This is a genomic window from Pokkaliibacter plantistimulans (assembly GCF_003194385.1).
GTDB lineage: Bacteria > Pseudomonadota > Gammaproteobacteria > Pseudomonadales > Balneatricaceae > Pokkaliibacter > Pokkaliibacter plantistimulans.
Genome location: NZ_LAPT01000062.1, coordinates 47,574 through 63,076 on the forward strand (window position 1 = coordinate 47,574; position 15,503 = coordinate 63,076).

Annotated in this window: 15 protein-coding genes; 9 read left to right on the top strand and 6 right to left on the bottom strand. The window is 47.5% G+C overall.

Annotation, left to right across the window (positions count from 1 at the left end):
* The first annotated feature begins 76 nt into the window (after positions 1-76).
* The 6 genes from WH50_RS13295 (at position 77) to WH50_RS13320 (ending at position 3,875) form a co-directional block, all read left to right on the top strand.
* Entirely contained in the window at positions 77-739 is a 663-nt protein-coding gene (locus WH50_RS13295; protein ID WP_110187747.1) for a Bax inhibitor-1/YccA family protein, read from the top strand.
* Positions 740-741: 2 nt separating this feature from the next.
* Positions 742-1,137, top strand: coding sequence for a sulfurtransferase complex subunit TusD (tusD, locus tag WH50_RS13300; protein ID WP_110187748.1), 396 nt, complete (start codon positions 742-744; stop codon positions 1,135-1,137).
* Between the two features lie 38 nt (positions 1,138-1,175).
* Positions 1,176-1,529, top strand: coding sequence for a sulfurtransferase complex subunit TusC (gene tusC, locus WH50_RS13305; RefSeq protein ID WP_165838419.1), 354 nt, complete (start codon positions 1,176-1,178; stop codon positions 1,527-1,529).
* Between the two features lie 196 nt (positions 1,530-1,725).
* A complete protein-coding gene (gene tusB, locus WH50_RS13310; protein WP_110187750.1) occupies positions 1,726-2,004 on the top strand; it encodes a sulfurtransferase complex subunit TusB in 279 nt (92 codons plus the stop codon).
* A gap of 16 nt (positions 2,005-2,020) precedes the next feature.
* Entirely contained in the window at positions 2,021-2,335 is a 315-nt protein-coding gene (locus WH50_RS13315; protein WP_110187751.1) for a TusE/DsrC/DsvC family sulfur relay protein, read from the top strand.
* A gap of 259 nt (positions 2,336-2,594) precedes the next feature.
* On the top strand, positions 2,595-3,875 hold the full coding sequence (locus WH50_RS13320; RefSeq protein ID WP_110187752.1) for an MFS transporter: 1,281 nt from the start codon (positions 2,595-2,597) through the stop codon (positions 3,873-3,875).
* Between the two features lie 51 nt (positions 3,876-3,926).
* Here WH50_RS13320 and aceK read toward each other — a convergent pair whose 3' ends face one another.
* A complete protein-coding gene (aceK, locus tag WH50_RS13325) occupies positions 3,927-5,687 on the bottom strand; it encodes a bifunctional isocitrate dehydrogenase kinase/phosphatase (protein ID WP_110187753.1) in 1,761 nt (586 codons plus the stop codon).
* 204 nt (positions 5,688-5,891) lie between these two features.
* Here aceK and WH50_RS13330 point away from each other — a divergent pair, with 204 nt between their 5' ends.
* Positions 5,892-6,371: a Dps family protein gene (locus tag WH50_RS13330; RefSeq protein WP_279305935.1), complete on the top strand. Its 480-nt coding sequence runs from the start codon at positions 5,892-5,894 to the stop codon at positions 6,369-6,371.
* Between the two features lie 104 nt (positions 6,372-6,475).
* On the opposite strand, the gene WH50_RS13335 is transcribed toward WH50_RS13330, so the two are convergent.
* Positions 6,476-7,783, bottom strand: a complete 1,308-nt coding sequence (locus WH50_RS13335; protein WP_110187754.1) for a M18 family aminopeptidase — start codon at positions 7,781-7,783, stop codon at positions 6,476-6,478.
* Positions 7,784-7,950: 167 nt separating this feature from the next.
* Here WH50_RS13335 and WH50_RS13340 point away from each other — a divergent pair, with 167 nt between their 5' ends.
* Together WH50_RS13340 and dusA are read left to right on the top strand one after the other, a co-directional pair.
* The gene (locus tag WH50_RS13340) at positions 7,951-10,041 is read left to right on the top strand and encodes a carboxy terminal-processing peptidase (RefSeq protein ID WP_207780300.1); all 2,091 of its coding nucleotides are present in this window, start codon (positions 7,951-7,953) and stop codon (positions 10,039-10,041) included.
* A gap of 127 nt (positions 10,042-10,168) precedes the next feature.
* Positions 10,169-11,170: a tRNA dihydrouridine(20/20a) synthase DusA gene (dusA, locus tag WH50_RS13345; RefSeq protein WP_110187756.1), complete on the top strand. Its 1,002-nt coding sequence runs from the start codon at positions 10,169-10,171 to the stop codon at positions 11,168-11,170.
* A 33-nt stretch (positions 11,171-11,203) separates the two neighbouring features.
* Here dusA and WH50_RS13350 read toward each other — a convergent pair whose 3' ends face one another.
* The 4 genes from WH50_RS13350 to WH50_RS13365 all read right to left on the bottom strand — a co-directional run bounded on the left by WH50_RS13350 (position 11,204) and on the right by WH50_RS13365 (position 14,757).
* Positions 11,204-11,692, bottom strand: a complete 489-nt coding sequence (locus WH50_RS13350) for an STAS domain-containing protein (protein WP_110187757.1) — start codon at positions 11,690-11,692, stop codon at positions 11,204-11,206.
* A gap of 2 nt (positions 11,693-11,694) precedes the next feature.
* Positions 11,695-12,873: a SpoIIE family protein phosphatase gene (locus WH50_RS13355; protein WP_110187758.1), complete on the bottom strand. Its 1,179-nt coding sequence runs from the start codon at positions 12,871-12,873 to the stop codon at positions 11,695-11,697.
* Between the two features lie 30 nt (positions 12,874-12,903).
* Complete coding sequence (locus WH50_RS13360) at positions 12,904-13,641, bottom strand: MlaA family lipoprotein (RefSeq protein WP_243410104.1); 738 nt, start codon at positions 13,639-13,641, stop codon at positions 12,904-12,906.
* Between the two features lie 102 nt (positions 13,642-13,743).
* On the bottom strand, positions 13,744-14,757 hold the full coding sequence (locus tag WH50_RS13365) for a porin (RefSeq protein ID WP_110187759.1): 1,014 nt from the start codon (positions 14,755-14,757) through the stop codon (positions 13,744-13,746).
* Positions 14,758-15,503 lie beyond the last annotated feature (746 nt).

The following is a 15,503-nucleotide window of genomic DNA, read 5'->3' on the forward strand; positions in this document are numbered from 1 at the left end:
ACTCCGTTTTACCCTAGTGCGCGGTTGGCTTCGCCAATTCGTCGCCACACAGATTCGAGCGATCCAAGGAGAGTCTATGCCTATTAGATCCGTTCCCCACTCGCAAGTGTTGTCAACGCAGGTTGCCAACAAGGCGATTCGTAATACCTACACCTTGCTGTCAATGACACTGGTGTTCAGTGCTGTTTGCGCAGCGGTTTCCACTTCAATGCAGGTCGGTCTGCACCCCTTACTTAATCTGGTCATCATGATTGGCTTGTTGTTCGCCATTCAGTGGCAGCGTAACTCCGTCATCGCATTGCCACTGACGTTTGCCTTCACTGGCTTTGCGGGCTTCACGCTTGGCCCAATTCTCAACATGTACCTGGCGATGGCTAATGGCGGTGAAGTCATAATGACCGCACTGGGTCTGACTGGAATCATCTTTGCTGGCCTGTCTGCCTATGCACTTACCACTCGCAAGGACTTCAGCTTTATGCGCGGATTCCTGCTGGTGGGTATCCTGGCCGTCGTTGGCGCCAGCATTGCAAATATTTTCCTGCATATGCCTGGCTTGCAGTTGGCAATTGCGGCAGCGGCGGTCATCGTGTTCTCCGGATTCATTCTGTATGACACCAGCAACATGATTCACAGCGGTGAAACTAACTATGTGCTGATGACTGTCAGCCAGTTTCTGAACATCCTCAACCTGTTTACAGCACTGCTGCAGCTGGTTGGTGCGTTCAGCAGCGACGACTGATAATGAAGTATGCTCTACTGGTAAATGGCGCGCCCCTGGACTCCCAGGCGGCGCGCTCTGCCCTGTATTTCAGCCAGGCCCTGCTTGCGCGGGAGCATCAACTGCTCCGCGTATTTTTTTATGGTGCCGGAGTGCAGTTAGGCAACGGACTGCAAATCAGCGCCCAGGACGAAAATAGCCTCCTTGGCGAGTGGCAGGCACTGGCGCTAGCAGGCAATACAGAACTGGTGCTCTGCATTGCCGCAGCACAACGAAGAGGGATCTTGTCAGCAACAGAAGCCCAGCGACATGGCAAACCGCCTGTAGAAATGCTGGCAACGGGCTTTACGTTAGCGGGATTGGGCACGTTGGTAGATGCTGCACTGGATGTGGACCGCCTGATTACTTTCCAGGGCTGATGTCAGCCCCTCAACAGCATTCGCAACGAGTCGCCCCTATGCACTTTGCCTTCCTATTGCGTCATCCACCCTATTCGAAGCAGCATGCACGTGAAGGCCTTGAGGCCGCACTGGCTGCAGCGGCCTTTGGACAGGAGGTAAGCCTGTATTTTATGGGTGATGGAGTACTTCAGTTGCTTCCGGATCAGAAGGCAACTCAGTTGGCCGCTAAAGATACCTCAAGGATGCTGCAAGCACTGGATATGTACGACATAGAAAACGTCTATGTTGACCGAACCAGCCTCCAGGCCAGAGGTATCGCTGAAGATGCACTTGCCATCAAGTGTACTGCTGTCGACAGCAGGCAAATACGTCAACAACTGGCAACAGCACAGCAGGTGTTTTGCTTCTAGGACGACCCTCTTCAAGTGTGACACTCCTCCTAGGCCGTCACCTCTGCTGTAGAAAACTTAAGACTAGAAACGCACTATCAGCTAGTGAAACAATGCGGCTAAATAAGGGATGCACGCATACAGATACTGCTGGTTCGATGGGGCTGACCTATAATGCCCCCAGCATCAACGCCAAAACGATCTTGAGTAGACAGGTATGCTACATATCATCAATAAAGCGACGCCTGATGCCAGTCTTGAGCAATGTCTCGCCCTGATAGATCCGCAGCAGGACGCTGTATTGCTTGTGGCCGATGGTGTCCTCTCGGCACTGGCCAGCTATGCGTACTGGCCAAGGGGTCTTGCTGTATTTGTACTCTCTCGCGATATTGAAGCACGTGCCATTAACGCCTATCTGGCACCACACATTCAGATTATTGACGATGCTGGCTTTGTCGCCTTAACCGAACAGCATACACAATCGATTAGCTGGTAACCCCATCAACCTCACTATGACAATGCTTGCTACTGACCCTGAAGGCTATTTAATCAATCTCGACGACTGGTCCACTGAGGCCGCCAATACGTTGGCGCAATCCGCAGGTATTGAGTTGACCGAAGCACACTGGGAAGTTCTCTTTTTATTAAGAGAGTTCTACACAGAATATGGCATCTCCCCTGCCACTCGTCCTTTCGTGAAAGCTGTCGCACTAAAACTCGGCAAAGAGAAAGGCAACAGTGTGTATCTGATGACGCTGTTCCCTGAGAGCCCTGCCAAGTTAGCAGCAAAGCTCGCGGGCCTACCCAAACCGACGAATTGCATGTAACAACTCAATTCCCTTCCGAAGCTCACTTTTCAGCCTATGCGATGCTCAGCATGCATAGGCTTATGACGTCGCCGCACAAGCATCAGTCGTGCTCAAAACACCCAGTAGAAAGTCTAATATTGGCCATCATTATTTATCTGCCAGGTTGCCCTGTTGAACGCTTGAAATGCTCAAAATTTACTCTATAGTGCCGCCTTGCAATGTACTATCACGCTACGAAGCGTGACCCTTTCCCTCTTCTATTCACAAGAAGCATGTCATGGCACTCGCGTCGTTGACGGGCGTAATCCCGCCGCTTTTCAGCCTAGTCATATTTACTCTCGGTCATGGTCTCCTGACGACACTATTGACCCTTCGTCTGTCTGCAGAGCATGTAGATCCCCAAGCAATCGGCATGGTCTCTGCGGCGTACTTTGCCGGGCTATTTACCGGCTCGTTCTTTAACGCTCGCATTATTGTCCGCGTAGGTCATATTCGCGCCTATGCCGCCTATGCTTCGATCCTGGCAACGCTAGCCATTCTTCACGGGTTACTCATTGACCCTGCCATCTGGACCGGCTTGCGCTTTATCGGTGGCATTGCGACCAGCGGTCTGTTTGTCGTAATTGAGTCCTGGATGCTGGTATCAAGTAGCCCCCAGACTCGCGGTCAAATTCTGGCGTTCTATATGATCCTGCTTTATGGAGCCCTGGCCGTCGCCCAACTGTTATTGAAATACATTGACCCGATGATTCTGGTCCCGTTTGCCATGACGGCCATGGCGGCTTCCTTGTCGGTGGTGCCACTGTCTCTGACCCGGGTTGCCTCACCGACACTGGAAATAACTCAGGGCATCAGCTTCTTCAAACTGGTCAAACTGACACCTTCAGGCGCTTTTGGCAGTTTTACGTCCGGCATGGTACTGGGCAGCATCTACGGTCTTATGCCCCTGTTTTTTACTGATACCGGCCACTCACTGAATCAGGTTGCTAACTTGATGGCTGTTCTTATTCTTGGTGGGATGACATTGCAGTACCCCGTCGGACGACTCTCGGACAAGATGGACCGGCGAGTGGTCCTGACAATTCTGTGCTGCTGCCTGACGATTGCCAGCCTGACCCTGGTGTTTGGTACAGAAAAAGGCAGCTATTACATTCAAGCAGGTCTGATCTTCCTGTTTGGCGGTCTGGCGTTTTCACTCTATCCGATGAGCTTGAGTCACGCCTGTGATGAGCTGGCCCCTGATCAGGTCATCAGTGCCAATCAGGGCTTGTTACTGTCCTATAGTATCGGTGCGGTGATTGGGCCATTACTTGCACCTGTCGCCATGAGCGTGTACGGACCAAAAGGCTTGTTCATCTACTTTTGTATCGTCAGTGGCGTGCTGGCAGGCTTCCTGCTCTGGCGCAAGAAAGTGCGTGCGCCGGTCCCTCTCGCAGAGCATCAGAATTTCATTACCGTACCGCCGAACTCACCCGTCACTGCTGAGCTTGATCCTCGTGCCGACGTCAATCAGACTGACATCGAGGCAGGCGAAGAGCACTGGCCGACCGGGCATTGACGAGTCACCGCAGGTCAGCTCATGCTGCTGACCTGCTTACAACAACTGTTCTTACTCCAACTGCTCTGATGCAGCCAGCTCGTGGCGTGGAAAACGCTTCTTGCGACGATAAGGATAGACACTCATTACCCTTCCCTCCCGAATAGCGGCTTGCAGCCCCTGCCAATATTCCGGGGTAAACAGATTGCCGTGCATCTCGTTAAATAACTTTCTGATACGCACATCCGCGAACAGGAAGCGGGGGAACTCTTCTGGAAAGACGTCATTTGGCCCAACCGAGTACCAGGGTTCTCCCGACATTTCCTGTTCTGGATAAGTCGCTTCGGGAATAGCCCGGAAATTGACTTCGGTGAGATAGCTGATTTCATCGTAGTCATAGAACACGACGCGCCCATGCCGCGTTACGCCAAAATTCTTGAGCAACATATCACCAGCGAAAATGTTTGCAGCTGCGAGCTGCTTGAGCGCATTACCATACTCATCCAACACATCCAGACACTGTTTCTCAGTGCAGCTTTGCAAATAGAGATTCAGAGGCGTCATTCGTCGTTCAGTATATAAATGGCGAATAGTTACCGTATGTTCATCGATAATGAGATTTGATGCTGCGACCTCCAGTAACTCCTGCAGCAAACTATCCGAAAAACGATGACGTGGAAAAACGAAATTAGAAAACTCTTGTGTATCTGCCATTCGCCCAACACGATCATGGCGTTTAACCAGCTCGTACTTTTCCATCACGGTGACTCTGCTAACCTCTTTAGGCGGCGCAAAGTAGTCCTTGATAATCTTGAAGACCACGGGATACGAAGGTAGCGTAAATACTGCCATTACCATCCCCTTGATACCGGGAGCACTGACAAACTCATCAGCAGAGTTATCAAGGTGGCGCAAGAATTCGCGGTAAAACTCGGTTTTCCCATGTTTGAAAAAACCAATGGAGGAGTACAGCTCCGCTTCGCTCTTGGACGGCATCAGCGCCTGCAGAAAGCGGACGTATTCTGCTGGCACCGGAACATCAACCAGAAAATATGATCGCGTAAAACTGAACAGAATACTGACATCATCACGATCCATAAGCAGCGTATCAATGTATACCCTTCCTTTTTCGTTATTCATGATGGGTAAGACAAAGGGAATGATCATTCCTTCGGACTCTATTCGGCCGACCAGATATGATGCCTTATTGCGATAAAAGACCGAATTTAATACCTCAACCTTGACTTGATTGCTACGCCACACTGCACGAGGTAACGTGAGTTCAAGGTGTTTAATTATGTTGCGAATATCTCTGCGTTTATTCTCCCAAGGCAGGGTGAAGATATGATCATCCAATATCTCATCTAATAACCCTACCAGCCCTTCACTTCCTAAAGCATAAATATTGGTAATGGGAATACCGGTCTTAGATTTCGCGCCAGATAAGGAAGTATGGATAAACATCCCCTCCTGCTCCATGACCAGATGCTTAAATAGTCGACAGTAGATTGAATTAAAAAAGGTCTCTGCCAACTCGTAATCTGTACGTCCCATTATTTGCTGAATGTAACACTGTTTTACCATAGGCCAGTTATCAGGCTTGAGTATTGATGAACTGACACTACATTGAATGAGATCAACAACATCACTGACAGCTAGATCATAAAGATTGATTCGGTCTGCAGCAGCTTTCTGAGCTGCATACCAATCCGCGTTCTCAAATCGAGCACGGGCACCGGAGGTGATTTTGCGGAACTTTGAACGATACCGGTCAAACCCCTGCAGAACGATATGGGCTATGCGGTCATGTGTTTCTAGTGATGTTGGGATCATGGCGTCACACCCTGGCAAGCTACTCGCAGCTAAAATATCCGAGACGTTTGTAGAAACTAGGCCATATGTTGCGCAGCAGCAATGCGCCCAAAGCATATAGGGCTATTATTTTTTGCTATTAGAACCTTAGTAACAGCCAACTTCCGTTTTTCGTCGCAGCACGTGAGACTAAAGGCAAGCAACCATCACTCATTGGAGGAAAACATGGACAAGATGGAAAAAATTAACATTGGAATCAGTGATAACGACCGTGAAGCCATTGCTGGTGGACTGGCTAGCCTGCTGGCCGATACCTACACCCTGTATCTGCAGACACACAACTTTCACTGGAACGTGACCGGACCTCAATTCCGCACCCTGCACCTGATGTTTGAAGAACAATACACAGAAATGGCGACCGCAGTAGATGAAATTGCTGAGCGAATCAGAGCGCTGGGTATGCGCGCACCAGGCACATACAAAGAGTTCAGCAAGCTCACTAAACTCGAAGAACGTGACAATGTCACTGACGCCAAAGAAATGACCAAACTGCTGGTCTTAGGACACGAAACCGTAGTTCGTACTTGCCGCCAAATTCTGCCTGTCGCTCAGGAAGCAGCCGATGAAGCCAGTGCAGACTTACTTGTAGGCCGTATGGCATTGCATGAAAAAACAGCCTGGATGCTACGCGCCTTGCTTGAGTAAGCTCTGCGAGCTATACGAATAGCTCACGATAAAACTGAAGGCCGGAGAAGATCCGGCCTTTATTATTTGTAGATTAGCTATTCCACTGCATGCTTGATAATGGATTAGACTACGTAGGGACGCTGTACATAAAAGCGGCTCAGAATTTTATACAAATACCAGGCATCTTTTGCACCAGCCAACTCGCGAATAGAGTGCATGGCAAACGTAGGCACCCCTACATCTACGGTCGGAATGCCAGTGCGCGTGGCTGTGATAGGCCCTATAGTTGAACCACAGGCCATGTCACTACGCACAACGAATGCCTGTACTGGTACCTCTGCATGAATAGCTAACTGACGGAGTACAGCACTACTGTCACTGGTTGTCGCATAACGCTGATTGTTATTAATCTTGATAACAGGCCCTTTATTAAGAATAGGCCCGTGATTGGCATCATGCTTGTCCGGATAGTTAGGATGAATACCATGAGCATTGTCTGCGGAGATCAACAAGGATTGGCTGATAACACGAGTTCGCGTTTCAGTTCCTGGAAACATCCTTGCCAGAACATCATTAAGAAAGGGCCCTTCGGCTCCACACGTGGACGCGCTACCGACCTCTTCATGGTCTGTACAGATCATCATACTGCCGGGTAATGGAGCCTCTATCAAAGACTGCATGGCAACATAGCAACTCAACAGGTTATCCAGTCTTGCGCTTGCAATGAAATCCTCGTTCATGCCAATCAGAGCAGCTTTCTGGGTATCGTAGAAACACAGATCAAAGTCGAGCACCTGATCAATACTGGTAACACCCTCATCCTGCTCCAGATAATCTTTAAGCCAGTTTCGTACATCGAACTTCTCTGGATCATCATTAAACTGCCAGAGAATCGGTGGCAAATCCCGTTGTGCGTTAACTGACTTGCTCTGATTTACTTCACGATCAAGGTGGATAGCCAAGCTGGGAATGACCGCAACGGCACGTTGCATATCGATCAGATGTGACGTCAAGCGCCCGTCCACGGTGCGATACGTTACCTTACCCGCAAGAGAAAGATCACGATCAAACCATGGATTGAGTAACACGCCGCCGTACACCTCCACACCCAGTTGTATATAGCCGTAGCGACTAAGCTCAGGTTGAGGTTTAACCTTCAGGCACGGACTGTCAGTATGCGCTCCAACCAAACGTATACCGTCTTCCAGAGCCTGATCTTGCTCAGGCATAGTCCAAGCGATAATGGAAGAACCATTCCTTGTAACCATATAAGAACTGCCAGGATGCAAATCCCAGGCTTCGCCTTCGTTCAATAGAGAAAAACCCTTCTCCTTCAACTGCTGCTGCATATTTTTCACAGCATGATAGGGGGTCGGAGATGCCTGCAGAAAAGCCAACAACCCCTCATTAAATACAGTTACTGATTGCATACATTACCTTGAATAAGTTGTAACAAGGACACCCGGCTCCAGACGTCCAGCTTCATAATTCTATGTTACTATCACCGCTGGTTCGCAATACCAATATCTTACGCTGTGGAACCATCCATTATTCTGGTAGTCTCACCTCATACATTATTAGGCAAAGGAAACGCTTCATGCTTCGCCTGTCTGCATTATTAGTCGGCTTTGCCATTGCCCTCTCCAGCGCAGGCGTCAATGCCAGCATATCTCATCCAGAACTCAACTATGACCCAGCCAAGGATGCATTACATCCTGACCCCCAGCACGCCAGCCTGACCAAAACCATCGTTAATACTCTTACCAACAATCATTATCAGATGTTGCCGGTGGACGATAAATTGTCTGAGGCGCTGCTGGCCAGATATCAGAATGCCCTCGATCCAAGCCACTCTCTATTCCTGCAAACTGACATTGATATGATGGCCTCTTTCAAGGATGACCTTGATAATCAGCTGCTCGATGGCAAGTTGGAGGACGCTTTCAACGTCTTCAACCTTTCGCAAGAGCGAAGAATTGATCGTCTCAATTATCAGTTGGATCTTCTTGCCAAAGGACCTGACGTCTACGAACTGTCCAAACAGGAATACATGGAGACTGATCGAAAGAATGCTCCATGGCCGAAAGATCAGAATGAGCTGAACGATCTGTGGCGCAAGCAGCTTAAGAGCAGCGTGCTAAGCTTACTTCTGGCAGACAAAAATACTGATGAAGCTGCTAAAACTCTGGAGCGCCGCTTTACCAATCAGATTACCCGTCTTCGACAGACAAAAAATGAAGACGCTTTCCAAATCTTCATGAATGCTTTCGCTGAACTGCATGATCCTCATACCCAATACTTCTCTCCTCAGACATCGGAAAACTTCAATATCAACATGAGTCTGTCCCTTGAAGGGATAGGTGCAGTACTTCAGTCAGAGGATGAGCAGACCAAGATCGTTCGGTTAGTACCAGGTGGCCCTGCGGAAAAGTCTGGCCAGCTGAAACCGTCAGATTTGGTAGTGGGTGTTGCTCAAGGTGATGATGGTGAAATGACTGATGTTGTAGGCTGGCGTCTTGATGAAGTGGTCGACTTGATTCGCGGCGCTAAAGACACCGTTGTTCGACTGCAGATTATACCGGCTGGAAGCACTGACAAAAAAACCAAAGAAATCCGGCTCGTTCGCAGCAAAGTCAAACTAGAAGATCAGGCAGCTCAGAAGAAAGTTCTGGAGATTCCCCAAGAAGGGAAGAAGCAACCACTGAAAGTTGGCGTAATTACATTGCCAGCCTTCTATCTTGACTTCCAGGCTGCACAAGCAGGTGACCCAAACTACAAAAGCACCAGTCGCGATGTAGAAAGGCTGCTGAACGAACTCAAGCAGGAAAGCATCGATGGACTTGTTCTGGATCTGCGAAACAATGGCGGAGGATCTCTTAGAGAAGCCAACGAGCTTATCGGTTTATTCATTCGCCAAGGTCCTACCGTCCAGATCCGGGATGCTCAGGGCCGAGTCAATATTCTTGGCGACTCAGATCCGAAGGTAGTCTACGATGGCCCGATGATTGTACTGGTCAATCGCTTGAGTGCATCTGCGTCCGAAATATTTGCAGGTGCCATGCAGGACTATGGCCGAGCATTAATCGTTGGAAGCCAGACATTTGGTAAAGGGACGGTGCAAACTCTTCTCCCTCTACCCTCTGGCCAACTGAAACTGACACAAGCAAAGTTCTACAGAATCTCCGGCGAAAGCACACAGCACAAAGGTGTAGTACCCGATATCAGTTTCCCGACCATTATCGACAACGAAGAAATTGGCGAAAGCGCTCTTGATCATGCTCTCCCCTGGGACAAAGTGCGTCCACTACGCTATCCCAGTTATGGGGACTATGGTTTTATCGTTGACGAACTCAGACAACGCCACTTGGCCAGAACAGCCAACGATCCAGATTTTGACTATATGGTCAACTTAATGAAAAAGCAGAAGGAAGCCAAAAAGCAGCCGACCGTCCCGTTGTTTGAAAGTGCTTTACGTGAGGAAAGAGCAAAAACAGAAGCCTGGGAACTGGATCAGGAAAACATCAGACGTCAGCGTAAAGGGGAACCTATTCTTCCGAATTACGAAGCATTAGAAAAGCTTAATGAGACGACAGAAAAAGATGACCCCATACTCACCGAGTCAGGGCGCATAATGGGAGATCTGATCCACCTGTCCAAAGACTACTTGGTATCTAAAACAGCTAACTAGCCCTCTATATAGCTGCGTCACCTATCAGGTGACGCAGCCCTGCCGCTACTTGATACCATCCACTGCAGTTTCAGGTAAACTACAGTGCAGACACACTCCTCACTTCGAATATCGCACCACAGAACTGATGACTGAACAAACTTTTCAAGATACCTCCCTCCCCACGCTGGATCGTCGCTTTAGTGTAGCTCCAATGATGGACCTCACAGATAGCCACTATCGCAATTTCGCGCGCCATCTGACAAAACACACTCTGCTGTACACTGAGATGATCACTACTGGTGCCATACTGCATGGTGACAAGCATCGATTTCTGTCATTTGCCAATGAGGAACACCCCATTGCAGTACAACTCGGCGGCAGCAACCCCAAAGCCTTACGCGAATGTGCGATTATCTGTGAAGACTATGGCTACGATGAAATAAATCTAAACGTGGGCTGTCCTAGCGACCGAGTGCAAAACAACATGATCGGTGCATGTTTGATGGACCATCCTGAATTGGTGGCAGAATGTCTGGCAGAAATGCAATCCACAGTATCTGTCCCTGTGACAGTAAAGCACAGAATAGGCATTGATGACCGAGACAGCTATGAGTTATTACATCACTTTGTGGAGCATGTTGCCAAAAGTGGATGTAGTACATTTATAGTTCATGCACGAAAAGCGATCCTGAAAGGCCTCAGCCCCAAAGAGAATCGAGAAATCCCCCCTCTTGATTACGCAACCGTTTACCAACTTAAAAAAGATTTTCCTCAGCTAGAAATAATCATAAATGGCGGGATAAAAACAATACAGGAAAGCAAAAATCATCTAAATCATGTTGATGGCGTAATGATTGGCAGAGAGGCCTATTACAATCCATCAATGCTTCTCAATATAGATGAAGAGATATTTCTTGAAGCACCTGCGAGCCAAACAGCAACTCAGGCATTGGCAGCCTTTTTCCCGTACATATCCTCACAGTTAGATAAGGGAACAAAGCTGGGGCATATTTCAAGGCACATCCTCGGACTGTTTCATGGCAAACCAGGAGGACGAAAGTTTAGACAGTATCTAAGTGAGAATGCACATTTGCCAACTGCCAGCATTAAAACTTTAGAGTTGGCGATAGAACACCTGAATATCTAGAGTATTCGCCATAAGCAGGGACGCTATGCTGCACTACTGACAGTTTTCTAAGGAACTTACCAGCTCGCTAAATGTTGCCCTATTCTGTTCATTTAAGTCCATCAGTGTCTTGTGAGCATTTAAAACCGTATTTTTAACATCTTCTTCAGAGCCAAGTATCTCAGGTACCTCTTTTAGCAAAGGTGCGCTATTTAAACCGTATTCTCGAATTAGAATAAAGACCTTATCAAACCCCATGCTTAAAAGGATTCGCGTAATATCTTCATTTATGGAGATGATAGTTGGTAACAAATGAAACTGCTGCTGCATCTTTACGGAAACTTTTGCCAACAGACCAAGCGACGTACTATCAATTCCTTCTGTTTCCGTTAGATCAATCAGCACTGTTTTAAAGTCTGGATCACTAAACATCGACTCAAGGAAATGATCCAGCGACGCACACAATGTCAAACGCACATCCCCCTGAAATTTAAGGATGTATGCGCCGTTCTGCTTCGCAACTAGTATTTTTCCAGAATGCATATCTAGATCTTTCTAACACTCAGTAATGCGATATCATCAGGCAATTCCAACGCCGTCAGATCCAATTCATTAACAATTCGCTCTGGTACATGATCACAAGACTGCACTAACTCAAGCAAACGCTGCTCTTTATCTTGTAGACGACCATCCATCACTTCAAGAATACCATCGCTAAAAACTGTTAAAGACCACTTCCCTATATCTCGTAAAGGTAATACATGCTCTTCAAAATGAGGCTCTGGAAAAAGACCAACCGGCATCCCCCCGCCAGATAAAAAACGCGAACCGCTCTCATCAGTAAAGATAGGCAACGGATAATGACCACCGACAGAGTAACAAAGTGTGTTCTGCCTCTGATCTATAACGCCTAAAACTATGGTGAGGTGCTTACCTAGGGGCGTCTCCAGAAGCTCTTGATTGATGCGTTGCAACATAACAACTGGCGAGAGAATATCAGAGTCAGCTTTGCGACGGTAGCTTTTCACAAACCTTCCGGACAAATTCTTAAGCAACACAGTCACAAAGGCCGAGGATGCTCCGTGCCCTGAAATGTCGGCCAGATAAAAGAATGTGACTTCAGGAGTGAGCGCTATGTAATCAATAAAGTCGCCACTCAGATACAAGGAAGGGATTAACTGGTGGGAAAAGTGGCAACCGTTAAGCTCCTGACCAGACACTGGAAACAGACGCTGCTGGACGTGACGACCTGCCTTCTGGTCGTTCTCCAATTCTTTCAGACTCAACTGAAGCTGGAGATTATTCTCCTCCAGAGCTTTTCTGTACGCATCATTATCCAGCAGTGCACGATATTTCCTTATATTCTTTTGTATGGATCTGAATAATGAGGGCAAATCATACTGAGGCTGAATGAAGAAATCGCATGCCCCCGAACGCAAAGCATTCAAGACATCCTGCAGAATGGCAGACTGTGCCATCATAACGACGGGGAGACTTGGATAAAACTCAATAAGATATCTGAGCACATCTAAGCCGTAACCCTGCCTAAGATTCAAGCTACAGAGCACAACCTTAAATGAGCTCTTCTCACACGCCGCTTGCACCTCTGATGCCGTTTCAACCCAAGCAACTGTGTAGCCTTGTTTTGTCAGGAACGTATCAATCTGTTCTGTAGCCTGGTAGTGCCCAGCAATCAGCAAAACATCGGTGTCTATTTTGGCCATTGGTCCAGCTACCAGATAATGGAGCCGCTGTTAAAAATCAACATCAAACTGATCAGTCACATTACCATCATGAATCAGGTAATCACGGCGCTGCAGATAGGCATTACGAATAAATAAGTATTTATCACCCTCAATCAGTCGCTCAGAATCAAGCAAGCTTGCTCGTTTGTTAACAACCTTCAATACACCAAGACCAATTCTTGTCTTGTCATCATCGATTTGATTTACAGGATTGAGATTGTAATCAAAAGCAAGGCCTGCCGTATCACGCAGGGTGCTCGGTCCTAATACTGGCAACATCAAATAGGGGCCAGAGCCTAATCCCCAGTACCCCAGAGTTTGCCCGAAGTCTTCTTCATGTTCTGGTATTCCCATAGGAGTTGCCACATCAATCAACCCTGCCAGCCCGAAGGTGCTATTAAAGACCAAACGTGAAAAGCTCTGCAGAGCGGCATCAATTTTGAATTGCAATAAGTTATTCGCAATATTGCTGATTTCACCGAGGTTACTAAAAAAGTTACTTACTCCAGATTCAACGATATCAGGAGTGACTGCATGATAACCCTTTGCAACAGGCTTTAAGATATAGGTGTCAAGACCATCATTGAATTTGAAGATAGCTCGGTTAAGCCCTTCCAATGGATCTTTATTTGAAAGCGACTGCGCATGAGCATTTACAGGCTCAGCACTAGATGCCCCCTCTGCCCAAACAGACACAGAACTAACAGTCAATGCTGTAGCAAACGCCAACTTAGACAAGTAATTCACAGAGGCTAGTCCTTTAAAACAAACATAAATACAGTGACACTATTAGATCAGATAACAAAAAGCCCCGCAATAAGCGGGGCTTTTGATTAGCCAATAAGGCTATTAGAACTTAACGCGGTAGCCAACGACTACGTTGTCGCCGTCACCAGCTTTTTCGTTGTATGCGCCGTATTCAGCATACACATCTGCGCCACCACCCAGGTTCTGGTAAACACCAACCATGGTGCGCTTGGCAGCATCTTCGCTCTCAGTTTTAGACTGACCATAGGCCAGACCAAAAGTGGTCTTATCCATGGTGTAGCTAGCAGCCAGATCCCAGTTTTTCACAGAATCATTAGCGTTATCGGTTTTGGTTTTTTCCCAATAGGCAGCTGCCAGGAAATTATTTACAGTGTAAGACAGACCTAAACCGTAGCTGTCCATACTATCAGAATAGGACAGGCTATCAGAATGCTGTTTCTCATACTTTGCAGTTTTGTATGCTGCAGCAGCGTAAAAACCGTTCGCTTCATAATGAGCGCCCAGGATATAAGCATCAACATCTTTGTTGTAGTTGTCAGTGCTATCAGTAGTGGTAATAGCATTGCCATCAGCATCAACAGCACCAGTGTCTACAGTAGCTTTGTGAGTACCATCTGCAACAAAGCTCAAAGAAGCACCAAAGCCACTCAGATCAGGGGTAGCATAGCTAACTGCGTTACCCATACGGAAGCTTTCGTTCTCAAATACACCAGAGTTGTATTCGAAAATGTCAGATACATAGATGTCTGAGTAAGGGTTGGACTGACGACCTACAGTCACCTTACCGAAGTCGCCTTTAACACCAGCATTTGCCAGACGAACCTTCAGGTTTGCGTCTACAGTACCAGAGGAAGAGGTGCCTGAACGATCATTTTGATATTCAGTTTCGATCTGATAGAAAGCAGTCAGACCGCTATCCATTTCAGATTCGCCTTTAACGCCAAGACGATGCCCAGCGTTGGCAATGTTCATATCCTGGTCTTTAACAAACTGCATCTGGAAGTGCAGACGACCGTACAGAGTGGCATCAGCCATAGAGACCGCAGGTGCAGCCAGAGCGCCAGCTACAGCCAGAGCGATAATTGACTTCTTCATTCAATTTCCCCTTCAGTATTAACGTGCTTTGTTAATTTAGTAGTCGCGTTACACACGCCCTCGCACAAGATAGTGGATAACGCCTTCCAAATCAAACCGTTTACAACAAAATACATCATTCTGAGGCAGCATTTGGTAAAAAATTTACTTACCAAACACACATCAACCCCAAAACAGACTCGCTGTCGAAACGACACACACAACATCGAGTTTGGACTTATTTCCTAACCAAACACGACAATTGAGCTTTCATATCTACTGCCTTCTCCTTTTGCACTGCAAAAGGTATCAGAATTGTGCAAAAGGATAATATGTCCAGCATCCTTAAGCAAGTGTTTCGATATACAACATTTTACACTCGTCAACAGCGTTTATTTTTATCCTGCTCAATACAGGCAACAGCATAACAAACCGGCGAAAAGAGCTATGAAGTAAGCCTTTTCAAGGAGTCCAGTGACTGAGCGATAGCGTCGAGCTCTTGTTCATTTTTTTCATTCCAGCACAACACACACTCCAAGGGCGTACTAATCACTGCGTCCACGCTTTTTGGCAGCACGTTCACTATGTTCGCTATCGAATGCAAATCCAATACTGCGTCCTGAGAGGGTGGCTTTTTCCATACCCATCCGGGCGCGAGGTCAAATGGATCAAGACCCGCAGCACGATGTAGCTGCCACTCGGGCTGAGCCGACTTCTGCTCTCGAGCAACGCTGTACATCAGGATCAAACGCTTTGGCTGAGGTAAC